This window comes from Mycobacterium sp. ZZG, assembly GCF_054786995.1.
The window spans coordinates 38,638-63,166 of the sequence record NZ_JBTBFV010000017.1 but is presented as its reverse complement, the minus strand read 5'-3'; the positions used below and the strand labels follow the sequence as shown (position 1 = coordinate 63,166).

Annotated in this window: 23 protein-coding genes and 1 tRNA gene; 15 read left to right on the top strand and 9 right to left on the bottom strand. The window is 69.4% G+C overall.

The genetic code is table 11. From position 1 onward, the window contains the following. Positions 1-10: 10 nt before the first annotated feature. Positions 11-481, top strand: coding sequence for a DUF4383 domain-containing protein (locus ACXMYJ_RS12435; RefSeq protein WP_460356491.1), 471 nt, complete (start codon positions 11-13; stop codon positions 479-481). 5 nt (positions 482-486) lie between these two features. On the opposite strand, the gene ACXMYJ_RS12430 is transcribed toward ACXMYJ_RS12435, so the two are convergent. The 6 genes from ACXMYJ_RS12430 to ACXMYJ_RS12405 all read right to left on the bottom strand — a co-directional run bounded on the left by ACXMYJ_RS12430 (position 487) and on the right by ACXMYJ_RS12405 (position 5,515). Beyond that, the gene (locus ACXMYJ_RS12430; protein ID WP_460356489.1) at positions 487-1,107 is read right to left on the bottom strand and encodes a hypothetical protein; all 621 of its coding nucleotides are present in this window, start codon (positions 1,105-1,107) and stop codon (positions 487-489) included. 101 nt (positions 1,108-1,208) lie between these two features. Then, on the bottom strand, positions 1,209-2,159 hold the full coding sequence (locus ACXMYJ_RS12425) for a Ppx/GppA phosphatase family protein (RefSeq protein ID WP_460356486.1): 951 nt from the start codon (positions 2,157-2,159) through the stop codon (positions 1,209-1,211). Between the two features lie 34 nt (positions 2,160-2,193). Next, positions 2,194-2,688 (bottom strand): DUF501 domain-containing protein, encoded by a 495-nt coding sequence (locus tag ACXMYJ_RS12420; RefSeq protein WP_260755070.1) that lies wholly within the window; start codon positions 2,686-2,688, stop codon positions 2,194-2,196. Then, positions 2,681-3,457 (bottom strand): FtsB family cell division protein, encoded by a 777-nt coding sequence (locus tag ACXMYJ_RS12415; RefSeq protein ID WP_460356484.1) that lies wholly within the window; start codon positions 3,455-3,457, stop codon positions 2,681-2,683. The genes ACXMYJ_RS12420 and ACXMYJ_RS12415 overlap by 8 nt, the downstream gene beginning before the upstream one ends. Positions 3,458-3,460: 3 nt before the next feature. After that, a complete protein-coding gene (gene eno / locus ACXMYJ_RS12410; protein WP_260755072.1) occupies positions 3,461-4,750 on the bottom strand; it encodes a phosphopyruvate hydratase in 1,290 nt (429 codons plus the stop codon). A gap of 72 nt (positions 4,751-4,822) precedes the next feature. Then, complete coding sequence (locus ACXMYJ_RS12405) at positions 4,823-5,515, bottom strand: lytic transglycosylase domain-containing protein (protein ID WP_460356539.1); 693 nt, start codon at positions 5,513-5,515, stop codon at positions 4,823-4,825. A gap of 239 nt (positions 5,516-5,754) precedes the next feature. On the opposite strand from ACXMYJ_RS12405, the gene efeU reads away from it, so the two are divergent. From efeU to efeB, 3 genes are read left to right on the top strand one after another with little or no spacing between them, the layout of a single operon-like run. Then, positions 5,755-6,666, top strand: a complete 912-nt coding sequence (gene efeU / locus ACXMYJ_RS12400; RefSeq protein ID WP_460356480.1) for an iron uptake transporter permease EfeU — start codon at positions 5,755-5,757, stop codon at positions 6,664-6,666. After that, the gene (gene efeO, locus ACXMYJ_RS12395) at positions 6,663-7,826 is read left to right on the top strand and encodes an iron uptake system protein EfeO (protein ID WP_460356478.1); all 1,164 of its coding nucleotides are present in this window, start codon (positions 6,663-6,665) and stop codon (positions 7,824-7,826) included. The genes efeU and efeO overlap by 4 nt, the downstream gene beginning before the upstream one ends. Next, entirely contained in the window at positions 7,807-9,123 is a 1,317-nt protein-coding gene (gene efeB, locus ACXMYJ_RS12390; RefSeq protein WP_460356475.1) for an iron uptake transporter deferrochelatase/peroxidase subunit, read from the top strand. The genes efeO and efeB overlap by 20 nt, the downstream gene beginning before the upstream one ends. Before the next feature lie 113 nt (positions 9,124-9,236). Here efeB and ACXMYJ_RS12385 read toward each other — a convergent pair whose 3' ends face one another. Genes ACXMYJ_RS12385 through ACXMYJ_RS12375 form a run of 3 tightly spaced genes read right to left on the bottom strand, consistent with a single transcriptional unit; the run spans position 9,237 to position 14,640 of the window. Next, positions 9,237-10,328, bottom strand: coding sequence for a nucleoside triphosphate pyrophosphohydrolase (locus ACXMYJ_RS12385; RefSeq protein ID WP_260755077.1), 1,092 nt, complete (start codon positions 10,326-10,328; stop codon positions 9,237-9,239). After that, on the bottom strand, positions 10,325-13,987 hold the full coding sequence (gene mfd, locus ACXMYJ_RS12380) for a transcription-repair coupling factor (RefSeq protein WP_460356472.1): 3,663 nt from the start codon (positions 13,985-13,987) through the stop codon (positions 10,325-10,327). Before mfd ends, ACXMYJ_RS12385 begins: the two co-directional genes overlap by 4 nt. Before the next feature lie 59 nt (positions 13,988-14,046). Further along, a complete protein-coding gene (locus tag ACXMYJ_RS12375) occupies positions 14,047-14,640 on the bottom strand; it encodes a TetR/AcrR family transcriptional regulator (protein ID WP_260758263.1) in 594 nt (197 codons plus the stop codon). 111 nt (positions 14,641-14,751) lie between these two features. Between ACXMYJ_RS12375 and ACXMYJ_RS12370 the strand changes: the two genes are divergently transcribed. From ACXMYJ_RS12370 to pth, 11 genes are all read left to right on the top strand, one after another. Then, positions 14,752-16,269 (top strand): PucR family transcriptional regulator, encoded by a 1,518-nt coding sequence (locus ACXMYJ_RS12370; protein ID WP_260755079.1) that lies wholly within the window; start codon positions 14,752-14,754, stop codon positions 16,267-16,269. A 113-nt stretch (positions 16,270-16,382) separates the two neighbouring features. Beyond that, entirely contained in the window at positions 16,383-17,681 is a 1,299-nt protein-coding gene (locus tag ACXMYJ_RS12365) for an NAD(P)/FAD-dependent oxidoreductase (RefSeq protein WP_460356469.1), read from the top strand. A gap of 80 nt (positions 17,682-17,761) precedes the next feature. Next, positions 17,762-18,241 (top strand): GreA/GreB family elongation factor, encoded by a 480-nt coding sequence (locus ACXMYJ_RS12360; protein ID WP_460356467.1) that lies wholly within the window; start codon positions 17,762-17,764, stop codon positions 18,239-18,241. Between the two features lie 49 nt (positions 18,242-18,290). Further along, positions 18,291-18,362: transfer RNA gene (locus ACXMYJ_RS12355), tRNA-Gln, on the top strand. A 55-nt stretch (positions 18,363-18,417) separates the two neighbouring features. After that, complete coding sequence (gene glmU, locus ACXMYJ_RS12350; RefSeq protein WP_460356465.1) at positions 18,418-19,956, top strand: bifunctional UDP-N-acetylglucosamine diphosphorylase/glucosamine-1-phosphate N-acetyltransferase GlmU; 1,539 nt, start codon at positions 18,418-18,420, stop codon at positions 19,954-19,956. Between the two features lie 103 nt (positions 19,957-20,059). Then, positions 20,060-21,040, top strand: a complete 981-nt coding sequence (locus ACXMYJ_RS12345) for a ribose-phosphate diphosphokinase (RefSeq protein WP_460356463.1) — start codon at positions 20,060-20,062, stop codon at positions 21,038-21,040. Further along, positions 21,041-21,424 (top strand): arsenate reductase (glutaredoxin), encoded by a 384-nt coding sequence (gene arsC / locus ACXMYJ_RS12340; RefSeq protein WP_460356460.1) that lies wholly within the window; start codon positions 21,041-21,043, stop codon positions 21,422-21,424. It abuts the gene before it with no gap. Next, positions 21,421-22,086, top strand: a complete 666-nt coding sequence (locus ACXMYJ_RS12335) for an LpqN/LpqT family lipoprotein (RefSeq protein ID WP_460356458.1) — start codon at positions 21,421-21,423, stop codon at positions 22,084-22,086. Before arsC ends, ACXMYJ_RS12335 begins: the two co-directional genes overlap by 4 nt. Before the next feature lie 16 nt (positions 22,087-22,102). Further along, entirely contained in the window at positions 22,103-22,984 is an 882-nt protein-coding gene (locus tag ACXMYJ_RS12330; RefSeq protein ID WP_260755085.1) for an oxidoreductase, read from the top strand. Positions 22,985-23,134: 150 nt separating this feature from the next. After that, positions 23,135-23,803: a 50S ribosomal protein L25/general stress protein Ctc gene (locus ACXMYJ_RS12325; protein ID WP_260755086.1), complete on the top strand. Its 669-nt coding sequence runs from the start codon at positions 23,135-23,137 to the stop codon at positions 23,801-23,803. Between the two features lie 12 nt (positions 23,804-23,815). Further along, the gene (gene pth / locus ACXMYJ_RS12320; protein WP_260755087.1) at positions 23,816-24,394 is read left to right on the top strand and encodes an aminoacyl-tRNA hydrolase; all 579 of its coding nucleotides are present in this window, start codon (positions 23,816-23,818) and stop codon (positions 24,392-24,394) included. Positions 24,395-24,529: the final 135 nt, after the last annotated feature.

The following is a 24,529-nucleotide window of genomic DNA, read 5'->3' as shown; positions in this document are numbered from 1 at the left end:
GAGGCGGGTCATGTCGTCGGCGGCCCCCAAATACATGGCGGTACAGGGTGCGGCGATGATCGTGGCGTCCGTGCTCACCATCCTCGGCGTGCTGGGCTTCGTGCCCGGCGTGACGTCCGGACTCGACCAGCTCGGCTGGTTCGGTCAACATTCCGGGGCCCGTTTGTTCGGCACGTTCACCGTGTCGATGCTGCTCAACCTCGCTCACCTGGTCGTCGGTGCGGCGGGCTTCTATTTCGCCCGCTCGTACGCGGGGTCGCGGGCGTACCTGCTGGCCGGCGGTGTGCTGTACATCGGACTGTGGCTGTACGGCACGTTCGTCGAAGTCGGCAGCGACGCACACGTGATTCCGCTCAACGCCGCCAGTAACTGGCTGCACCTAGGTCTCGGATCGGTGATGGTGCTGCTGGCGGTGACACTGGCCGGTCAGCACGATCCGACCAAGCGGCGCGCACGACTGCGCCGCCCGGCCGCGCAATGAGGACCTCAGACCAGTTCGGGCACCCTCAGGTGCGCGATCGCCAACTCGAAGTCGCCCTCCTCCAGCACTTCTGCGTCCGCTTGTGCCACGGTCGCGTCGCGCAGCCGGTCAAGCCGGGACCGGTTCCGCTGTAGCGCTTCGGCGCTGTCGTACGCCGACGACACCACCGCCCTTGCCGTTGTCCTGTTCACCAACAAGCTTGTGCTGCAATGCCCTTCGAGTTCGTCGAGGGCCGGCAACACCTGATTCCGGAAGATGTCGATCCCGGAGTCGATATGGCTCGGGTCGATCTTGGCCCAGCTGACCCGCACGCGGGCGCCTTCGGCGCTCTCGTGGTGGCGGTGCATGACGGCGATCTCCCAGTCCGCCATCTCCACGTTGCCGCCCAGGATCTGCGCCGCGCGGTCACGCACCTCGCGGACCAGTGGTGCGCTGGCACGCATCGCCTCCTCGGTCTGCCAGGCGCTGGTGGCGATGCATCGGCCCGATTTCCGGTCGGCGAGCAGCGAGAAACCGATGAACCCGTGCAACTTCTGCAGCTCGGGCATCACCGACCCGCGGATGTAGGCGATTCCGTCATCGACCGATGGCGGCCGCCCCCAGACGGTCGTTGTTCGTGCGTACACAATCCGCCTCCTTCGGACGAGGCAGCGCCGTGACGGCGCTGCCGTCGGGCTGATTGTCCTCCGCCGGGCGGCGGGCAGCAATGGCCGGAAGCGATGCCGCCTCAGGCGATCGACAACGCGATCCCGTCCAGGATGTCGTGCTCGCTGACCACCAGGTCGCTGATGCCGGCCCGCTCCCCCAGCAGCGCCGCCAGCTCCTGCACGATCAACGCCCCGCCGCCGATGACGTCGACGCGCCCCTCGTGCATGGGCCCCAGCGCGGCGCGCTGCCGGCGCGTCATCGCCAGCAGATCGGCGCAGACCGGGAGCAGATCGTCGAAGCTCACCCGGGACAGATGGATGGCCTCGGAATCGTAGGTGGTCAGCTTGCGCGCGAGCGCCGCCAGCGTGGTCATCGTGCCCGCCACCCCCACCCAGGTGTGCGCCCGCTCCACCGGCACCGCGGCGACGACGTCGGCCAGCGCGTCCCGGATCACCGCGCGGGCGGCGTCGATCTCCTCGCCGGTGGGCGGATCGGAGCGCAGGCACCGTTCGGTCAACCGCACGCACCCGATGTCGGCCGAGTACGAGGCCTCCACCTCCCCGTAACGGCCGGAGCCCAGCACCACCTCGGTCGAGCCGCCCCCGAGGTCGACGACGACGAAAGGCCCTGCCGCAGCGTCGAGTTCACCCACCGCGCCGCGGAATGACAGTTCGGCCTCTTCGGTGCCGGTGATCACCTCGGCCACCGCGCCGGGCACCACGGCGCCCAGCACCTCCGAGGTCATCGCGAAGAACTCGTCACGGTTGGTGACGTCCCGCGCCGCCGATGTCGCCACCATCCGCACCGCGCCGACGTCGTTGCGGCGCATCAAATCGGCGTAATCGCAGAGGGCGGCATGGGTGCGCGCCAACGCATCCGGCGCGAACTCTCCGGTCGCGTCGACTCCCTGCCCCAGACGCACGATCCGCATCTCGCGGTGGACGTCGCGCAACCCGCCCCCACCGTCGGTGACATCGGCGATCAGCAGGCGAATGGAGTTCGTTCCGCAGTCGACCGCGCCGACCCTCATGCGCGATCCCGCTTCGCGTCTCGCTCGCCCCTCTTCACTGCGTCCACACCTTCCTGTCCAGGATCCCCGCCATGGCTGGCTCGGCGGCCAGCACCGCCAACGCCTCGTCTCCGAACGGGTTCACGCCCGGCCCCTTGGCCAGGGAATGAGCGATCACCACGTGCAGGCACTTGACCCGGTCCGGCATACCGCCGCCGGAGAACGTGGTGCCCAGCGGTTCGATCGCGTCGCGCTCGGCCAGATACGACTCATGCGCCCGCCGGTACGCCGCGGCCAACTCCGGATCCGCGGCCAGGCGATCGGTCATCTCCCGCATCATCCCCGATGACTCCAGCCGGCTCGCCGCCGCGGTCAGCGCGGGATGGGTCAGGTAGAACAGCGTCGGAAACGGGGTTCCGTCAGGCAGTCTCGGTGCGGTCTTGACCACCGCGGGCTCGCCGTTGGGACACCGGTAGGCGATCTCCAGCACGCCGCGCGGCTCCCGGCCCAACTGCCGCGCGACCGCCTCCAGATCCGTCGGCTCAACCATGAGGCGCCGGAACGGGTGGGGGGCCGCCCGGCGCGCCGGGCGGTGGGGGCGGCATGGGCGGCATGGGCGGCGAGATCCCATGCGGCGCATCGGCGATGGTGTGCCACAGCGTGGTGTACCACGGATCGTTGCTCTTGGCTTCGGCCAGCTCTTCAGGCGAGGACTCCGGCTCGGTGGCCCCCGGCGGCAGTTGCACCTGATACGGGATCTCGCCGGGCATCACGAACCCCAACCGCTCCCGCGCCTGCGCGGCGATGAACACCGGATCGGCGAATCTGGCCTTCTGCTCTTCGAGTTCGGCGATCTGCTCGCGCAGCTGGGCCTCGCTGGCCTGAAGCTGCTTCATCTCGGTGCGCTGCGAGAAGTACGTCCGAACCGGCCCGGCGATCGTCAACGTCAGCACGCAGACGAGGGCGGCCAGGATGGCCGCCCGTCGCGCGGCCGAGCCGAACCGCTGTTCGGCGGCCTGCTCGGCCGACGAGATGATCGACTGCCTGATCGAACCGGCACCGCTGTCCTCGTCTCCGTCATCGAACCCGGAATCGGTTGCCGGCCCGGCGATCTCCTTCGGGGACCGCGGGTCGGCACCTCGCGTCTCGCGACGCGCCGACACACTGCGCGGCTTGGCCCGCCCGGAGTCACCGGATTTGCCCGGCTTACCCGGACGGGGCGAGGGTGCCTTTTTGCTCCTCGCGTCCGCAGAGCCCTTTTTGCTCCTCGCGTCCGCAGAGCCCCTTTTGCGCGGGTCGGGCCGATTCGCTTCGGGCACGGGCTATTTGGTCTCCACACTGAAACGAGGGAAGGCCAGGTCGCCGGCGTAGCGGGCCGCGTCGCCCAGCTCCTCTTCGATGCGCAGCAGCTGGTTGTACTTCGCCACCCGCTCGCTACGCGCCGGGGCGCCGGCCTTGATCTGACCGCTGCCCACCGCCACGGCGAGGTCGGCGATCGTGGTGTCCTCGGTCTCGCCGCTGCGGTGGCTCATCATCGTCTTGTAGCCGGCGTTGTGGGCCAGCGCCACCGCGTCGAGGGTCTCGGTCAGCGTGCCGATCTGGTTCACCTTGACCAGCAGCGCGTTCGCGGCGCCCCGCTCGATGCCCTCCTCGAGCCGCTCAGGGTTGGTGACGAACAGGTCGTCGCCGACCAGCTGCACCTTGTCACCGATCGCGGCGGTCAGCGCGACCCAGCCGTCCCAGTCGTCCTCGGCCAGCGGATCCTCGATGGACACCAGCGGGTACGCCCCGATCAGCTGCTCGTAGAACGCGGCCATCTGCTCGGCGGTCCGGGTCTCCTTCTCGAACGCGTAACCGGTGCCCGCGGTGTAGAACTCGGTGGCGGCGACATCGAGCGCCAGCGCCACCTCGGATCCGACCTTCAGACCCGCGGCCTCGATGGCGGTGGCGATCAGGTCGAGTGCGGCGGTGGTGCCGGGCAGGTCGGGGGCGAACCCGCCCTCGTCGCCCAGGCCGGTGGCCAGGCCCTGCTTCTTGAGCACCGACTTCAGCGAGTGGTACACCTCCGCACCCCACCGCAGCGCTTCCTTGAAGCTCGGGGCGCCGATCGGCGCGATCATGAACTCCTGGACGTCGACGCCGGTGTCGGCGTGCGCGCCGCCGTTGATGATGTTCATCATCGGCACCGGGAGGATGTGCGCGTTGGGACCGCCGAGGTAGCGGAACAACGGCAGCTCCGCCGATTGCGCCGCGGCCTTGGCCACCGCCAGCGACACGCCCAGGATCGAGTTGGCACCCAGCCGCGACTTGTCGGGGGTGCCGTCGAGATCGACGAGCGCCTGGTCGACGAGGCGCTGCTCGTCGGCGCCCAGCCCGATTACCGCCGGGGCGATCTCGTCGAGCACCGCCTCGACCGCCTTCTGGACGCCTTTGCCCAGGTAGCGGGACCCGCCGTCGCGCAGCTCGACCGCCTCGTGTTCGCCTGTGGAAGCGCCGGAGGGCACCGCGGCACGGGACACCGTGCCGTCCAGCAGACCCACCTCGACCTCGACTGTCGGATTCCCCCGGGAATCGAGGATCTCGCGGGCACCGACCTGCTCGATGATGGGCACTTTGTCGCCTCCTGGTCTCTGCTCAGACGTTTTCGGCATTGAGCCTAGATCGTGGCCCGTCAGCGAGTGCGGTCAGAGCGGATGTCCCTGCGCATACGCCGTCGCCCAGTCCCGGACCGTGCGCGCGTACTGGTCGGAATGGTTGTAGGCCCGCAGTGCGTCCATCCAGCCCCGCGCCTTGGACAGATCCTTGCCCCGCCAGCACAGATAGCCGGCCGCCGACAGCGCCGCGTCGTCGATGTTGTCGGCGCTGATGTCACCGTCGTTGTTCGCGTCGACCCCGTACAGCCGCCACGTCTCGGGGATGAACTGCATCGGCCCCATGGCCCGCGCGTACGGCTCGTCGCCCCTGTTCTCGATCGCCGGGTCGTGGCTGACCGAATCGTGATCCATGATCACCCGATTCCCGCCGGTTCCGTCGAGCAGCACACCGCGGATCGGGGGCGTCACCTCACCGTCGGGGGCGACTGTCGCGCCGCGGTAGGTGCCGTGGTGACTCTCCACCTGACCGATGCCGGCCAGCGTCGTCCACTTCACGTGACATCCCGGGTTCTCCACCTCGGCCACCCGCGCCGCGTAGGCGTAGGCCTCCAAGGCGGTGGCCGGGATGCCCAGCGCGGGAGCCCGTTCGGCAGCCCATTCGCGCAGCTGATCGGCCGGACGGCCCTTGGCGTAGGTGTCGATCTGCGGCACCGGGTCGCCGGGCGGGGGCGGCACTCCGTCGGGAATCACGGTGCCGAGCTGCCACGAGCAGCTCGAAGCCATGAGCAGCGCTGTCGCGCCGATCACGGCTACCGCCTGCAGCCCACGCACCCGCGTCACCGGACTCCCTCAACCCGCTCTGGTTCGTAGCCCATGTTCCCACGCACAACGGAGTAGACGACTGACACCGGGCCGGAGACCGCGGGTGTACATTTCTCGGTGCGCCTCTGAAAATGAGGGCAGCCACACCTTGCTTTGGATAGCCGAAGCACAGTGGGCGACGCGTAGCGAGGGACAATTCGATGGGTGCTGCCACCGACCATCTGGTCACCACCTACTACGCGGCCCCGAACATCACCTCACAGCTTTTTGGCAGCGGACTCATAGGTCTGAGGGAAGGCCTGGAAGCCGCGATCGTGGTGTCGATCCTGGTCGCGTTCCTGACCAAATCCGACCGCCGCGACGCGCTGCGGTGGGTGTGGTTGGGTGTCGGCGCCGCGGTGGCCTTGACCGTCACGGTGTTCCTGACCATCCAGTTCGGCTCCAACACCATCACCGGGCTGGCCGCCGAGGCGATCGCCGGCGTCGCGTCGCTGATCGCGGTCGGCATCGTCACGACCATGGTGCTGTGGATGAAGAAGGCCGCCGCCTCCCTCTCCGGTGAGCTGCGCAGCGACATGGCCCGCGCGCTGGAGACCGGACCACTGGCGGTCACGCTGCTCGCGTTCCTGGCCGTCGGCCGCGAAGGCGTCGAGACCGCGCTGTTCATGGTGGGCTATGCCGAGGCGCAGACCGTCTGGCCGCTGATCGGGCTGATCGTCGGCGTCGCCGTCGCCGGTGCTATCGCCTACGGCATCTACCGCGGCGCACTGCGCATCAACCTCGCGAAATTCTTCACCTACACCGGCGTGTTCCTGATCGTCATCGCGGCGGGCATCCTGTCGTACGGCATCGGCGCGCTCCAGACCGTCGGCTGGGTTCCCGGCCTGGCCAACAGAGCCTTCGACATCAGCACCTGGTTCAACTGGTCGTCCTGGTACGGCGAGGTCATCCAGGGCATTTTCAACGTCACACCGACCCCGACCGTGCTGCAGCTGGTCGGTTATCTGGCCTACCTCGGCGTCGTGCTGGCGCTGTTTTTGCGGCCGACACCGGCGCCGACCCGCAAGACCCCGACCACACCTGATCCCTCTCCCGAAAGGTCCACCACGTGAAGGTTCATCCCTCTGTCGCAGTGCTCGCGGCGGCCACGGCGGCGTTCGCGCTGGCCGGCTGCCAGGCCAAGGAAGAGGCGCCGGCGGCGTCCGAGTCCGAGGGCGGCGGCGCCTCCTCGGAGATCACCGTGGAGGCGTCGGACACCTCGTGCCAGTTGTCCGGCACCGAGGGCACGACCGGCGCCACCACGTTCGTCATCACCAACAACGGCAGCAAGGTCACCGAGTTCTACGTCTACGGCGAGGGCGAACGGGTGATGGGCGAGGTCGAGAACATCTCCCCCGGCCTGCAGCGCAAGCTGATCGTGCAGCTCAGCCAGCCAGGCACCTACCAGACCGCCTGCAAGCCGGGCATGATCGGCGACGGCATCCGCGGCGACTTCACCGTCACCGGCGACGAGGTGCAGATCGACACCGAGGGCAAGTTCAAAGAGGCCGCCGACAACTACAAGCGCTACGTCAACAGCCAGGTCGAGGCGCTGGTCCCGGCCGTCGAGGCGTTCGTGGCGGCCATCAAATCCGGCGACATCGAGGGCGCCAAGGCGCAGTACCCGACCTCGCGCGTGTACTACGAGCGCATCGAGCCCGTCGCCGAGTCGTTCCCCGACGACCTCGATCCACGCATCGATCTGCGCGAGGCCGACCTGGAGCCCGGCCAAAAGTGGACCGGCTTCCACCGGCTGGAGAAGGACCTGTGGGTGACCGGCCCGCAGCCCGACACCAATGAGATCGCCGATCAGCTGGTCGCCGACGTCAAGGAGCTGCAGGCCGGGGTCAGTGCACCGGACTTCACGGTGGACTCCACCCAGATCGCCGGCGGTGCGCAGGGTCTGCTCGACGAGATCGCCACCAGCAAGATCACCGGTGAAGAGGACATCTTCAGCCACACCGACCTGTGGGACTTCAACGCCAACCTGCAGGGGTCGCAGACCGCGGTGGCGTCGGTGCGCCCGATCCTTGACGAGCGCAACCCGGACCTGGGCACTCGGGTCGACCAGCGCTTCGAGGAAGTCGAAGCCCTCTTGGAGAAGTACCGCGAAGGCGATGGTTTCGTGCTGTACGACAAGGTGACTGAGCCTGAACGACAGGAGCTCTCGCGCGCGATCGATGCGCTGAGCAAGGAGGTAAGCCAGGTGCAAGGTGTCATCGCACCCCAATGACCCGGAGTCGCCGGTCGAGCCCGAACCACAGCGGTCCGGGCTCAGCCGGCGCAAGCTCTTCGGCGCCGCGGGTGTCACCGCGGCGGTCGTCGGCGCGGCCGGTGCGGGAGCACTGGCCGGCCGCGCGTCGGCCGCCTCGACGCCCAACCACCTCGACTCCGCCGTACCTTTCCGCGGCGAGCATCAGGCGGGCATCATCACCGAAGCCCAGGACCGGATGCACTTCGCGACGTTCGACGTGACCACCAGGAGCCGCGACGACGTCGTCAAGATGCTGGCCGACTGGACCGAGATGGCCGAACGGATGACGCAGGGCAAGGAGGCGTTCCCGAACGGCTCCACCGGCCAGAACCCGTACTCCCCGCCGACCGACACCGGCGAGGCGCTGGGCTTGCCCCCGTCGCAGTTGACGCTGACCATCGGGTTCGGGCCGTCGTTCTTCGTCAAGGACGGCGTGGACCGGTTCGGCATCGCCGACAAGCGGCCCGCCGAACTCGTCGACCTGCCGAAGTTCCCGAACGAGAAGATCGATCCGGCCCGCAGCGGCGGCGACATCGTCGTGCAGGCCTGTGCCAACGATCCGCAGGTGGCCGTGCACGCGATCCGCAACCTGGCCAGGATCGGCTTCGGCACCGTCGCGGTGCGCTACTCGCAGCTGGGGTTCGGCCGCACCTCGTCGACCACGCGGGAGCAGACCACACCGCGAAACCTGTTCGGATTCAAGGACGGAACGGCCAATCTGCGCTCGGATGAGACCGACAAGCTGGACAGGTTCGTGTGGGTCGGCGACGGCGACGGGCCGGCGTGGCTGACCGGCGGCACCTACCTGGTGGCACGGCGGATCCGGATGCGCATCGAACAGTGGGACCGCACCACGCTGCTCGAGCAGGAGCGGGTGATCGGCAGGCAGAAGGGCAGCGGCGCCCCGATGGGGCTGACCGACGAGTTCGAGGAACTCGACCTCGACCTGACCGACGACAAGGACAAGCCGTTGATCGATCCGGTGGCCCATGTCCGTCTGGCGTCGCCGCAGAACCTGGGCGGCATCGAGATCCTGCGTCGCGGCTACAACTTCACCGACGGTTCGGACGGCTTCGGCCATCTCGACGCGGGGTTGTTCTTCATCGCGTTCGTGCGCAACCCCGTGACGCAGTTCGTGCCGATGCAGAACGCGATCTCGCGCAACGATGCGATGAACGAGTACGTCACCCCTACCAGCTCGGCCGTATTCGCCTGTCCCCCAGGTATTCCCGACGGTGACACGTCGACGTTCTGGGGCTCCACGCTGTTCGACTGAGCTTCGGGCCTGGTCCCGGCGCGCCGGTTGACGTCGCTTTCGCCTCACACGTCACACCTATCCACGTTTGGCAGCGAAAGTACGAGAGCAGCGCTGAAAAGCGTGGATACCTGTTACTTCTGGGACTCGACGCCCAGGGCTTCCTCGGACTCGACGCCCTCGATGTCCCCGGCCTCCAGGAGCGCCTCGGGTTCCTGAAGCGCCCCGGCTTCCTGAAGCGCCCCGGGTTCCTGAAGCGCCCCGGCTTCCTGGAGCGCCCCGGGTTCGCCCGGCCAGTGAGCGCGCCATTGGCCGGCGGAGATGACTCCGTGCGGGGCGTCATCGAGTTCCTCGGCCACGTCGGCGCTGCGCCGCGCCACCGTCGCCGCCCGCTCGGCGGCACGCACATCGGCCATGAACTCCAGAACCGCCGAGCGCAACGCGTTCTCGGCGTCGATGTCGGCCGACACCGTCACCGTCGTGATCGCCGCCGGCACCAGATCCGCAGGCACCCCGCCGGTCTCGGCGCGGGCCAGCACCTTCTGCGCCAGCGCCAGCGCGGGCTGCGCGGTGGGAATGTCGTCCATGATGGACTCCCGCGTGGAGCGCTCCAGGGCCTTGCGCTGCTCCCACTGCGCCAGCTGGTCTTCCAGCGAGATCGATTCTCCGGCAAGGACTGCCGGCACCCGGTTGCCGAGCTTGCGGACCAGCGCGTCGGCCACGTCGTCGATGTCGAACGCGTTCTCGGGGGCATCCTCGGCGATGCGGGCGTGGAACAGCACCTGCAGCAGCACGTCGCCGAGCTCGTCGCGCAGCTCGCTCAGGTCCCCGCCGTGCACCGCGTCGAACAGCTCGTAGGTCTCCTCCAGCAGGTACCGCCGCAGCGAATCGTGGGTCTGCCGGCTCTCCCACGGCCCGGCTGTGCGCAGCTTGTCCATCAGCGCGACCGCGTCCACCAGACGTTCACCGGGCTGCGCGGCGGGTGCGGAGATCACCCTCTCCCCCGCCGCGATCCGTGCTGCGACGGCCGGGTGCTCGCGGTCCGAGGACAGCAGCACCGCCGCGGGTTCGTCGCCGGAACCGGCCAGGCAGGGCCGCGCCGACGGCAGCGACCACGGCACCTTGATCGGCATCTCCTCGGTGTACTGCACGTCACCGGCCAGCAGATCGATCGCCTCGATGGGAATCAGCGACGGACGCCGCGGGTCCACCAGGACGACCGTCATGAGCCACCTCCGAACTTGGTTATATCAACTTCCCCGTCCGGTTTCCCATCGATGGCCAGCAACAATCCCGCCACGAACGCCACCAGTTCGACGTCGCGGATGCGCGGCGAGCCCACCCCGCTGCCCGCCCGCGGGATCGGCACCTGCACCGTCGAGGTGGTGGCGCGGTAGTTCGCCCCCGAATAGAGCCGCTTGAGCCGCAGCTGCGCCGAGTCCGGCAGCGTCAACGGCGCGATCCGCAACGTCGACGCCGACGGGGCGCCGATCTCGGTGACGTCGTGCGCACGCGCCAGCAGCCGCAGACGTGCCACCGCGACCAGCCGCAGCGCCGGCTCGGGCAGTGGCCCGTAGCGGTCGATGAGCTCTTCAACAACCCGGTCCACCGCGTCGTCATCCGGCGCCGCGGCCAGCCGGCGATAGGCCTCCAACCGCAGCCGGTCGCTGCCGATGTAGTCCGGTGGCAGATGCGCATCGACCGGCAGATCGATCCGGACATCCTTCGGTTCTTCAGCTGTGGCAACGGTTTTCCCGTCCGCGGCGGCCCGATATGCCTCCACGGCCTCACCGACCAGCCGCACGTACAGGTCGAAGCCGACGCCGGCGACGTGCCCGGACTGCTCGGCGCCCAATACGTTTCCGGCGCCGCGGATTTCGAGGTCCTTCATCGCCACCGCCATGCCCGCGCCCAGGTCATTGTTCTGCGCGATGGTGGCCAGCCGGTCATAGGCGGTCTCGGTCAGCGGAACCTCGGGCGGATACAGGAAGTACGCGTAGCCGCGTTCCCGGGACCGGCCCACCCGGCCGCGCAGCTGGTGCAGCTGCGACAACCCGAAAGTGTCCGCGCGCTCGACGATCAGCGTGTTGGCGTTCGAGATGTCCAGCCCGGTCTCGACGATCGTGGTGCACACCAGGATGTCGTACTCCCGGTTCCAGAACCCCTCGACGGTCTTCTCGAGCTGCTCCTCGGGCATCTGCCCGTGCGCGACCGCCACCCGCGCCTCGGGCACCAACTGGCGCACCTTGGCCGCGGCGGAGTCGATGGTGCGCACCCGGTTATGGATGTAGAACGCCTGCCCGTCGCGCAGCATCTCGCGGCGCAGCGCCGCGGCGACCTGCTTGTCGTCGTGCGGGCCGACGTAGGTCAGCACCGGGTAGCGCTCCTCGGGCGGGGTCAGGATCGTCGACATCTCGCGGATGCCGGCCAGGCTCATCTCCAGGGTGCGCGGGATCGGGGTCGCGCTCATGGTCAGCACGTCGACGTGGGTGCGCATCGACTTGATGTGCTCCTTGTGCTCGACGCCGAACCGCTGCTCCTCGTCGACGATGACCAGACCGAGGTCCTTCCACGTCACGCCGGTCTGCAGCAGCCGGTGGGTGCCGATCACGATGTCGACCGACCCGTCCTTCATGCCCTCGATGGTGGCGCGGGACTCGGCCGGGTCGGTGAACCGCGACAACCCCTTCACGGTGACCGGGAAGCCCGTCATCCGCGCGGTGAACGTCTGCAGATGCTGATCGGCCAGCAGCGTCGTCGGCACCAGCACCGCGACCTGCTTGCCGTCCTGGACCGCCTTGAACGCCGCCCGCACCGCGATCTCGGTCTTGCCGTAGCCGACGTCGCCGCAGATCACCCGGTCCATCGGGACCGGCTTCTCCATGTCGGACTTGACCTCGGTGATCGCGGTGAGCTGGTCGACGGTCTCGGTGAACCCGAACGCGTCCTCCATCTCGGTCTGCCACGGCGTGTCCGGGTTGAACGCGTGCCCGGCCGAGGCCTGCCGCTTGGCGTACAACGCGACAAGCTCGGCGGCGATCTCGCGCACCGCGCGGCGCGCCTTGGTCTTGGTGTTGGCCCAGTCGCTGCCGCCGAGCCGGCTCAGCGTGGGCGCCTCACCGCCGACGTAGCGGGACAGCTGGTCCAGCGAGTCCATCGGCACATACAGCTTGTCGGTGCCCCCACCCCGCTTGGAAGACGCGTACTCTAATACCAAGTACTCGCGGCGCGCGCCGCCGACCACCCGCTCGGTCATCTCGACGAAGCGCCCGATGCCGTGCTGATCGTGCACCACCAGATCGCCCGCGGTCAGCGCGAGCGGGTCGACGACGTTGCGGCGTTTGGCGGCGAGCTTCTTGCCCTCGGTGGCCGACGCTCGGTTGCCGGTCAGATCGGTCTCGGTGACCACCACAAGATTGGCGCCGGGGAACACCGCACCGTCGTGCAGCGGCCCCTTGATCACCCCGACCACGCCCGCCCTGGGCTGCTCACCCGGCTCCAGAACGGTTGCGGGCGTGTCGGTTTCGGAGAGCTGCTCGACCACCCGCTTGCAGGTTCCGCTGCCCGGGGTGACGACCGCGCCGTAGCCGCCGGTGACCACGTGGGCGCGCAGCATCGCGAAGATCTCATCGAGGGTGTGCTGTTGGCCCCGCGCTGTCGGCGCGGGCCGGATGTCGACGGTGATCGAGTCCCCCGAACCGCTGTCGAGCTGGCTCAGCGTCCACCACGGATGCCCACCGGCCCGGGCCGCGTCCCGGGCGTCGTCGAACCCGACGTAGCCCGACGCGCCGAGCGTCTCGATGTCGATGGGCACGTCCCCGCCGACGGCCGCGGTCGACCACGACGCCTCCAGGAACTCCCGGCCCGTCTTGATCAGGTCGGCCGCGCGGGTGCGCACCTTCTCCGGATCGCACACCAGTATCGGCGTGCCGTCGGGCAGATGGTCGGGCAGCGTCGCGAAGTCGCTGGGCCGCAACAGCGGAAGAAGTGCCTCCATGCCGTCCACCGGGATGCCCTCGGCCAGCCGGGCCAGCATGTCCGGCACGCTGCCCGGCACACTGTTCTCCAGCACCGGATGCTCGGCCGACAGCGCCGCGGCGCGCTCGCGAACGTCGGCGGTCAGCAGCAGCTCGCGACACGGCACCGCGATCATCGTGTCGATCTCGATCTCGGGGATCGACCGCTGATCGGCGACCGAGAACATCCGCATCTCGGAGATCTCGTCGCCCCAGAACTCGATGCGCACCGGGTGTTCGGCCGTCGGCGGGAAGACGTCGAGAATGCCGCCGCGGACCGCGAATTCACCGCGCTTGCCGACCATGTCCACCCGGGTGTAGGCCAGGTCGACCAGACGTGCGACCGTCGCGTCGAAGTCCGTCTCGTCACCGACGGTCAGCGTGACCGGGTTGACCTCGGCCAGATCGGGGGCCATCGGCTGCAGCAGCGACCGCGCGGTCGTCACCACGACCCGCAACGGCGGCCCGAGCCGGGCGTCGCCGGGGTGGGCCAGCCGGCGCAGCAGCATCATGCGCGCGCCGACGGTGTCCACACCGGGCGAGAGCCGCTCGTGCGGCAACGTCTCCCACGACGGGAACAGCGCGACGGTGTCGCCGAAGACGCCCTGCAGTTCGGCGGTCAGGTCGTCGGCCTCCCGGCCGGTGGCGGTGACCACCAGCAGCGGTGCGGCTTCGGCCGATGCCGGCGCGACCGGCGTGGCCAGCGCGGACGCGACGAACACCCGCGCGCTGGCGGGCCCGACGAGATGGAGATCGGCAGGCCGGTCGGCGGCGCGGCGGGAGATCTCCTGCAGACAGGGATCGCGCAGTGCCAGTTCGACGAGGCCCGCGATCGGGGTGTGGACATGGGGGGTCCCCGATACGGTCATGATGCGTCCATCGTAGGCACTCGCCTGCCCGGGCCCCGGGCACCGCAGCCCCCGGGCGGTCACTCCTCGTGCAGCACCGGGTCCGACTCGAGGTGGGTCAACCCGTTCCAGCACAGGTTGACCAGGTGGGCGGCGACGACCTCTTTCTTCGGCTCGCGCACGTCGAGCCACCACTGCGCGGCCATCGACACCGAGCCGACCAGCGCCTGCGCGTACAGCGGCGCCAGGTCGGGGTCCAGCCCGCGGCGGGAGAAATCCCCGGCCAGGATCGAGGCGACCTGGCTCACCGCGTCGTTGAGCAGCGTCGAGTACGTGCCCGAGGTGATGCTGGCCGGTGAGTCGCGGATCAGGATGCGGAAGCCGTCGGTGTGTTCCTCGACATAGGTCAGCAGCGCCAGCGCCACCCGTTCCACCCGCACCCGGGACCTGTTGTTGGTCAGCGAGCGGGTGATGCCGTCGAGCAGCGCCGACATCTCACGGTCGACGACGACCGCGTACAGACCTTCCTTACCGCCGAAATGCTCGTAGACCACCGGCTTGGACACGTTGGCCCGCAGCGCGATCTCCTCGATCGAGGTGCCGTCGAAGCCGCGCTCGGCGAACAGCGACTTCGCGATCTCGATCAACTGCTGGCGCCGCTCGGTGCCGGTCATCCGTGCGCGCGGGGCGCGCACGTGTACGTCGGAACCGCCCGGTTTGTCGGACACAGCCACGCGTCACAGGGTAGACGGTGCAGGCTGCTGCCCCGGGTAGCGTCGACCCTCATGATCACGCTGGACCGGCTGATCAACGTCCTCGGCGGGTACGGTGCGCGCTGGCACGGCGGCGCCGCGGACCGGCAGACCGAACTGCGCAGCGTCGTGCTTCCCGAGGAGGTCGACGGCCGCACCGTCTCGGGCGATGTGCTACTCGCCGTCGGGGCCACCTCGCAGGCCGACGCGCTTCGGTGGGCGCGGGCCGCCCGCGCCGTCGTCGTGCTCACCCGCTGTGAGGACGACGGGTCACCCACCGGCGCCGACCCCGACGGTGTCGCGGTGGTGGTCGTTGATCCGGCGATGCCGTGGAGCGAGTTCGCCGCGATCGTGTACGGGCTGGTCATGGAGGGCCGCGAGACCGAGTCGGGTCGCGGACCCACCGATCTGTTCGCCCTCGCCGACAGCCTGGCGGGGGCGGTCGGCGGCGCCGTCGTGATCGAGGACCGCGCCTCGCAGGTGCTGGCGTTCTCCCGCGGCCAGCAGGACGCGGACCCGGGGCGCGCTGCGACGATCCTGGGGCGACAGGCGCCGCCGGCACTGCGGGAGGTGTTCGAGTCCTACGGCGTGTTCGCGCACCTGGCGGCGTCCGACGATCCGGTGTTCGTGCCGGGCGACGCGGCCATCGGGCTGACCGGCCGCATGGTGGTGGCCGCCCGCGCCGGGCGCGAACTGCTCGGTTCGGTGTGGGTGGCGTGCGCGAGCCCGCTCACCGGGGAGCAGCGCCGCGCGCTGGCCGACGGCGCACACACCGTCGCACTGCATCTGCTGCGCTCCCGGGCCAGCGCCGACCTGGAACGTCAGGTCGAGTCGGAACTTGTGATCCGGCTGCTGGAGTCCCCGGCCGACGCCGCGACGCTGGCCAGCCGGCTCGGGCTGCCTCCGGCGTCGCTGCGGGTCATCGCGCTGCGCGCCGGCGACGAGGGCAGCAGGCACGCGGCTTTGCTGCAGATCTTCGAGCGTGCCACCGCGGGCTTCGGTTGGTCCCGGCCCTCGCGCAGCGCGCTGGCCGACTCCACGGTCTACACGGTGCTGGCCGCCGAACAGGTCGCGGTCGCGCGGGACTGGGTGCATGCGTTGATCGCGACGCTGCCCGAGCAGCTGACCGTGCAGGCCGGGATCAGCGCTCCCGCCGCCGCCGGGGAACTCGCCGTCGCGCGCGCCGAGGCCGACGAGTGCCTCGCGCTGCAGGAGGGCACCGCGACCGCCGTGCCGCCGGCCTACGACGAGTCGTGGGACGACCTGGTGTTGCGGCGGCTGCGCACCGCGGCCCGCAGCGGCCGGACGCCGCACCGGGGCGCGGTCGCCGAACTGCGCGACCACGACCGGACCCACGGCACCGCCTACGTCGCGACGTTGCGGACCTGGCTGCAGGAGCACGGCGATCCCGGGCGCACCGCCGCCGCGCTCGGCGTGCACGAGAACACCGTGCGCTACCGGATGCGACGGATGGCCGAACTGACCGACCTTCGTCTCGACGACGCCGACAAGCGTTTCGCGATGATGATCGAACTCGCCGTGCTGCCCTGACGTTTGTCCTGACGCGACATTTCACTAGGACTGGTTTGTCGGCGACGCACAACACCCGCGGTCATCGGCCACCGCACGATGGAGTCGTCCGTAGCGGTGAGGGAGGTCGTGCGATGTCAGGCGGGTCAGGGATGGATGGCGGTCCCCGATCTGTGATCGTCGTGGGCGCCGGCATCGTCGGCCTGTCCACGGCATGGTTCCTGCAAGACAGGGGCGTCGAGGTCACGGTCGTGGACCGGGCCGGCGTCGCGGCGGGCGCGTCCTGGGGTAACGCCGGCTGGGTGTCTCCCGCGCTCACCGCCCCGCTGAACTCGCCGTCGGTGCTGCGTGAAGGGCTGCGCGCACTTCTCGACCCCGCCGCGCCGCTGCACATACCGCTGCGCGCCGACACCGCGCTGGCGCGGTTTCTGACGCGGTTCGCCGCGAACTGCCGGCCCAGCTCCTGGCGGCACGCCGTCGAGGCCAACGCGGCGCTCAACAACGAGGCCATCGAGACGTTCGACGTCCTCGTCTCCAACGGCGTCGAGGCGCCGGTGACAGACACCTCGCTGGCCGTCGCCTTCCGGGACGCCGGCAACGCCGCCCGGTTCCTGACCGAACTGAGCCACATGCGGACCTGCGATCAGGACCTCTGTGTGGAGGTGCTGACCGGCGCGGCGCTGCAGGAGCAGGTCCCGCTCGCCTCACCGGAGGTCGCGACCGTGGTGAACGTGTCCGGTCAGCGGTTCGTCGACCCCGGCCGCTTCAGCCACGCGCTCGCGCACGCCGTCGCCGAGCGGGGCGCCACGATGCGCACCGGTGAGGTGCGTGGCGTGTCCGGCACCGCCGGCGGCGCCCGCGTCGACCTGCGCTCGGGTGAATCGGTGGGTGCCGACGCCGTCGTGCTGGCCGCCGGCGCCTGGTTACCCGAGCTGACCGGACGCCGGGTGCGTGTCGGGCTGCAGGCCGGGCGCGGTTACTCGTTCACGGTGCCGGTCGACCGCCCGCTGCCGGGACCGATCTACCTGCCCGAGGCGCGGGTGGCGTGCACGCCCTACCGCGGCGGGCTGCGGGTGGCGGGCACCATGGAGTTCCGCCGGCCGTCCGAACCGATGGCGCACCGCCGAATCCACGCGATCATCGCGTCGGCGGCCCCGCTGCTGGACGGCGTGAAATGGGACGAGCGCACCGACCTGTGGGTCGGCCCGCGCCCGGTCACCGATGACGGCAAACCGTTGATCGGCAGGCTCGGCGCCGGCGTGTACGTCGCCGGCGGGCACGGAATGTGGGGTCTCGCCCACGGCCCGGCCACCGGCCGATTGCTGGCCGAACAGATCGTGACCGGCAAACAACCGGAGGCGATGCGGCCGTTCGACCCGCTGCGCGGGCGCGGATCCGCCGCCGACGACGATCTGCTCACTCTTCCCCTCTGACGAGGGTCACCTGGTCGTCAGGGGCGGTGTCATCATCCCGCCCCTGACGACGATCACTCCCAGCGGAAAAGGAACCGAACGTGCAACCCACCGAACACATCTGGATGACCCCGCGGGCCCGCGAGAGCCTGGAACGGGAACTGGCCGAACTGATGGCGGTGCCCAACCCGGCGGGCTCCGACGAATCCGACCGCACCGACCAGGTGGTCGACGCGTGGCTGGCCCGCAAGGAACGCATCCGCCAAATCCACGAACTGCTGAGCCGGGCCGACCTTGCGGTCAGCCCCGCCGATTACGGTGTCGCCGAACCGGGCATGGTGCTCACCGTGCGGTTCGACGACACGGGCGACACCGAGACCTTCCTGCTCGGCACCCGCGGGACCGCCGACTCCGAACTGGACGTCTACAGCGTCAACTCGCCGCTGGGCAGCGCGCTGCTCGGTGCCACCCCGGGACACCAGCGCAGTTACCAGTTACCGAACGGCAGCACCCAATCGGTGACGATCCTGGCCGCCAAGCCGTACGGCGCGCACCAGGCCGGGGAGCCGGCGACGCGGTGAAACCGCCACCGGCGGTGGGTTAGAGTCGCACGCGTACCTCGTTGACCGGTCCGTCGTGGTGTAATCGGCAGCACCTCTGATTTTGGTTCAGATAGTTCAGGTTCGAGTCCTGGCGACGGAGCAGTGCGGCTTGCCCGAGCGGATCCGGCTGCGCTCCGCGATCCGGAAGGACATCTATGCGTGACGCCGCGGTGCTGATTCTGGCGGCGGGTGCGGGCACCCGGATGAAGTCCGACATTCCCAAGGTTCTGCACACCCTGGCCGGTCGCAGCATGCTGGCGCACGCTGTGCACTCGGTGGCCGCGGTCGAACCGCGTCATCTGGTGGTGGTGGTCGGCAAGGACCGCGAACGCGTCACCCCGGCAGCGTCGGAGCTCGGACAGGCGCTGGGCCGCGACATCGAGATCGCGGTCCAGGATCAGCAGCGCGGCACAGGACATGCCGTCGAATGCGGCCTGGCCGTGCTGCCCGGGGACTTCGCCGGCGTGGTGGTGGTGACCGCGGCCGATGTTCCGCTCCTGGACGCGCACACGCTCGACGGGCTGATCGCCGCCCACACCGCGCAGGCCGCGGTCGTCACGGTACTGACCACCACACTGGCCGACCCGACCGGCTACGGGCGCATCCTGCGCACCTCCGAAGCCGAAGGCGGGGAGGTGATGGGCATCGTCGAGCAGGCCGATGCCACCCCGTCGCAGCAGGCGATCACCGAGGTCAATGCCGGCGTCTACGCCTTCGACGTGACCGCGCTGCGTTCGGCGCTGGGCCGGCTCAAGGCGGACAACGCCCAGGGTGAGCTGTATCTGACCGACGTGATCGGGATCGTGCGCTCGGACGGCGGCGCGGTGCGCGCCCGGCACATCGACGACACCGCGCTGGTTACCGGGGTCAACGACCGCGTGCAGCTGGCGGCGGTGGCCGCGGTGCTGAACCGCCGCATCGTCGAACGGCATCAGCGCGCGGGTGTCACGATCATCGACCCGGCGTCGACCTGGATCGACGTCGACGTGACGATCGGCCGCGACACCGTGGTGCGGCCCGGCACCCAACTGCTGGGGTCGACGGTCGTCGGCGAGCACTGCGAGATCGGCCCTGACACCACGCTGACCGACGTCACCGTCGGCGACGGAGCGCAGGTGGTCCGCACCCACGGCTCCGATTCGGTCATCGGCGCCGACGCCGTCGTCGGCCCGTTCACCTATCTGCGGCCCGGCACCGAACTCGGCGCGGCCGGCAAGCTCGGGGCGTTCGTCGAGACCAAGAACGCGACGATCGGCACCGGCACCAAGGTGCCGCACCTGACCTACGTCGGCGACGCCGACATCGGCGAGCACAGCAACATCGGCGCGTCGAGTGTGTTCGTCAACTACGACGGAGAGTCCAAGAGCCGCACCACGATCGGCTCCCACGTGCGCACCGGGTCGGACACCATGTTCGTCGCGCCGGTGACTGTGGGGGACGGGGCCTACACCGGGGCCGGCACGGTGGTGCGCGAGGACGTCCCGCCGGGCGCGCTGGCCGTGTCGGCAGGTCCGCAGCGCAACATCGAAGGCTGGGTGGCGCGCAAGCGGCCGGGCAGCAAGGCCGCGACCGCTGCGGCAGCGGCAAATCAGACAGAAGCTGCGGCAGCGGCAAATCAGACAGAAGCTGCGGCAGCGGCGAATCGGACGACCGAGGAAGCCGGCGCTTCCGGCGGCGGGGCTACCCGCGAGTAGCTTTTCGTCGCCGTTTATTGGCATTCTGGTAACCCGCCACCGTCCGTGCCTGACCGCTACGTACGATGGCCCCGTATCGATCGCCGACGCCGAGGGCAGCCCCGTGAGCCACGACTGGACCGACAACCGCAAGAACCTGATGCTCTTCTCGGGCCGGGCTCACCCCGAACTGGCCGAGCAGGTGGCCAAGGAACTCGACGTTCCCGTGACCGCCCAGAGCGCCCGCGACTTTGCCAACGGCGAGATCTTCGTCCGCTTCGACGAATCGGTCCGCGGCTGCGACGCGTTCGTGCTCCAGTCCCATCCGGCGCCGCTGAACCAGTGGCTGATGGAACAGCTGATCATGATCGACGCGCTCAAGCGGGGTAGCGCCAAGCGCATCACCGCGATCCTGCCGTTCTACCCCTATGCCCGGCAGGACAAGAAGCACCGTGGCCGTGAGCCGATCTCGGCCCGCCTGGTGGCCGACCTGCTCAAGACCGCCGGCGCCGACCGCATCGTCACCGTCGACCTGCACACCGACCAGATCCAGGGCTTCTTCGACGGACCTGTCGACCACATGCGGGCCCAGAAGCTGCTCACCGGCTACATCGCCGACAACTACGCCGACCACGACATGGTCGTCGTCTCCCCCGACTCCGGCCGCGTGCGCGTGGCCGAGAAGTGGGCCGACGCCCTCGGCGGGGTCCCGCTGGCCTTCATCCACAAAACGCGCGACCCGCTGGTGCCCAACCAGGTGAAGTCCAACCGCGTCGTCGGCGACGTCAGGGGCAAGACCTGCGTCCTGACCGACGACATGATCGACACCGGCGGCACCATCGCCGGCGCGGTCAGGCTGCTCAAACAGGACGGCGCCGGTGAGGTGATCATCGCCGCCACGCACGGAGTGCTGTCGGATCCGGCACGTGAACGGCTGGCTGAATCGGGGGCCTGCGAGGTGATCGTCACCAACACGCTGCCGATCAGCGAGGAGAAGCGCTTCCCGCAGCTGACCGTGCTGTCGATCGCGCCGCTGCTGGCCAACACGATCCGCGCGGTGTTCGACAACGGTTCGGTGACAAGCCTTTTCGACGGGTCCGCCTAGATGGCGCAATCCGATGGGCGGCCCGCCGTATCCGATGGGCGGCCCGCCGCCGTCATCTACCACAACCCGAAGTGCTCCACGTCGCGCAAGACGCTGGACCTGTTGCGCGAGAACGGGATCGAGCCCGAGATCGTGCAGTACCTGAAGAACCCTCCCACGCGTGCGGAGCTGGCCGAGATGATCGCCGACGCCGGAATCGACGTGCGCACCGCTGTGCGTAAGCGCGAATCGCTGTATACCGAGCTTGATCTGGCGTCCGCGTCGGACGACGAACTGCTCGACGCGATGGCCGAGAACCCGATCCTGATCGAGCGCCCCTTCGTGGTTACCGGGAAGGGCGCCCGGCTGGCACGTCCGATCGACAACGTCCGAGAGATTCTGTGACAGCACGCCTGCCGGCGACGCTGGCGGTCGCGGCCACGCTGGCGGTGACGGGGTGCGCCACCGAAACCCCCGACTACCAGTCGGTCTGGTCGACGCCGAGCAGTACGTCCTCGGCGCCGACCGCCGTCGCCGAGGACGCCATGTCGATCGCGACGTTCCTGGAGCAGGCCGGGGTCATCGGAGAGCCGGTGGCGCCCGACCAGCTCACCGATCTCACGGTGTCGATACCGACACCGCAGGGCTGGCAGCCTTATCGGAACTCGAACCTGGCGCCGGGCACCCGGGTGATCGCCAAGGGCGACACGTATCCGACCGCGATGCTGATGGTGTTCGAACTCAACGGAGATTTCGACGTCAACGAAGCGCTGGGCCACGCCAACGTCGACGCGCAGAAGTCGGAGAACTTCCGCGAACTCAACGCGTCCCGCGAGGACTTCAACTCGTTTCCGTCGTCGATGATCGAGGGCAGCTACGACCTCAACGGCGCCCGGATGCACAGCTACAACCGCATCGTCATCGCCACCGGCGCACCGCCGCAGCGGCAGCGATACCTGGTGCAGCTCACCGTGACCGGGTTCGCCGACGAGGCCGCCGCCGACGGGCCGGACGTCGAGCAGATCATCGGTGGGTTCACCGTCGCGGCGCCCAAGCCGAGCCGCTGAAATTAGGGTGGGGGCCATGAGCGACTGGACCGCCGCGGATCTGCCGTCCTTCGCCGGCCGCACCGTGATCGTGACCGGCGCCAACAGCGGGCTCGGTCTGGTGACCGCCCGCGAGCTCGCCCGGGTCGGCGCCAGGACGATCCTGGCGGTACGCAACCTGGAGAAAGGCCACGCCGCCGCGGCGACGATGACCGGCGACGTGCAGGTGCGTCGACTCGACCTGCAGGACCTGTCCTCGGTACGCGAGTTCGCGGGCGGCTTCTCCGGGCCAGGTGAACGCGTCGACGTGCTGGTCAACAACGCAGGGATCATGGCGGTGCCCTTCGCGCTGACCGTCGACGGCTTCGAGAGCCAGATCGGCACCAACCACCTGGGCCATTTCGCGCTGACCAACCTGCTGCTGCCCAGAATCACCGACCGGGTGGTGACGGTGTCGTCGCTGATGCACCTGTTCGGAACCGTCAATCTCAAGGACTTGAACTGGAAGTCCCGGCCGTATCGGGCCTGGCCCGCCTACGGCCAGTCCAAACTGGCGAACCTGCTGTTCACCAGTGAACTGCAGCGCAGGCTGACCGCCGCGGGCTCCCCGGTCCGGGCGCTGGCCGCGCACCCCGGTTACTCGGCGACCAACCTGCAGGGCCAGTCGGGTAACGCGTTCGGCAGCCGTGTCGCGGCGATGGGCAATCGGCTGATGGCCACCGACGCGGACTTCGGGGCCCGCCAGACCCTGTACGCGGTGGCACGCGACGTCCCCGGCGACAGTTTCATCGGGCCGAAGTTCACGATGGTCGGGGCGACGGGTCCGCGCGGCCGCAGCCCGCTGGCCCGCGACCGGGCCAGGGCGGCCCGCCTGTGGACGCTGTCCGAGCAGCTCACCGGCGTCGGATTTTCGCTCTGACCGGGGCTTGCGCTACCCTCGGGGACGCGTCACGGCGAGGGTGGCCTGCGTTGCGCAGCGCCGCCGTTATCGACGGGAACCCGCGACTTCATCGAAGTGCGACCCTGGCCGTGCCCAGACACAGCGATCACCGGCACAGGAGCACACATCATGGCGAAGAACCCGCCCAACAATCTGACCGCGCAGGTCCGCCGCGCCACCGGTAAGGGCGCCTCGCGTCGCGCGCGCCGCGAAGGCCGCGTCCCGGTTGTTCTCTACGGCCACGGCATCGATCCTCAGCATCTGGAGCTGAACGCGCGGGATTTCGCCGCCGTGCTGCGCAACTCCGGCACCAACGCGGTGCTGACGCTCGACATCGAGGGCACGGAACAGCTGGCGCTGACCAAGGCCATCGAGATCCACCCCATCCGCCGCAACATTCAGCACGCCGACCTGCTGGTGGTCCGCCGCGGTGAGAAGGTGAACGTCGAGGTCACCGTCGTCGTCGAGGGTGACGCCACCCCCGGCACGCTGGTCACCCAGGAAGCCGCCACCATCGAGATCGAGGCCGACGTCCAGTCCATCCCCGAGCAGTTCACCGTGTCGGTCGAGGGCGCCGAGGAAGGCACCCAGATCCTGGCCTCCCAGATCGAGCTGCCCTCAGGTGTCACCCTGGTCGCCGACCCCGAGACGCTGGTCGTCAACGTGGTCGCGGCGCCGACCGCCGAGGAGCTGGAGTCCGAGGGCGGCGGCGCGTCGGTCGAGGAGCAGGCCGCCGAAGCCGCTGAAGCCGGCGAGGGCGAGGCCGCCGAGGGCGAAGCCGCCCCCGAGTCCGAGTAGGCAGACCCCGTCATGGCCGAACCCGTACTCGTGGTCGGCCTGGGCAATCCGGGGCCGAACTACGCGACGACCCGGCACAACCTCGGCTTCATGGTCGTCGACGTCCTCGCCGACCGGATGGGCGAGAAGTTCAAGGTGCACAAGAAGTCCGGCGCCGAAGTGGCCACCGGGCGGCTTGCGGGCCGCTCGGTGGTGCTGGCCAAGCCGCGCGTGTACATGAACGAATCCGGTCGGCAGGTCGGGCCGTTGGCGAAGTTCTACTCGGTGGCCCCCACCGACGTTGTCGTGATCCACGACGAACTCGACATCGACTTCGGCCGGATCCGGCTCAAGGGCGGCGGTGGAGTGGCCGGCCACAACGGACTGAGATCGGTGTCCTCGGCGTTGGGCAGCAACGATTTTCACCGGGTCCGGGTCGGTATCGGCCGCCCTCCCGGCCACAAGTCCGGCGCCGGCTTCGTGCTGGAGAATTTCAACAGCGTCGAACGCAAAGAGGTTCCGACGATCGTCGAGCAGGCCGCCGACGCCACCGAGCTGCTGATCGCCCAAGGCCTGGAGCCGGCGCAGAACACCGTCCACGCCTGGAGCTGAGCCTCAGTTCCGCCGAAATCGCATTCCGCGCGGCCAGGGCTCGAAAAATGCCGCGTGGAATGCGATTTCGGCGAGGATTTCGCTTGGGTAACTTGTCGGCCCCTGCTGGGTATAGCAGACCATATTTACATGCCC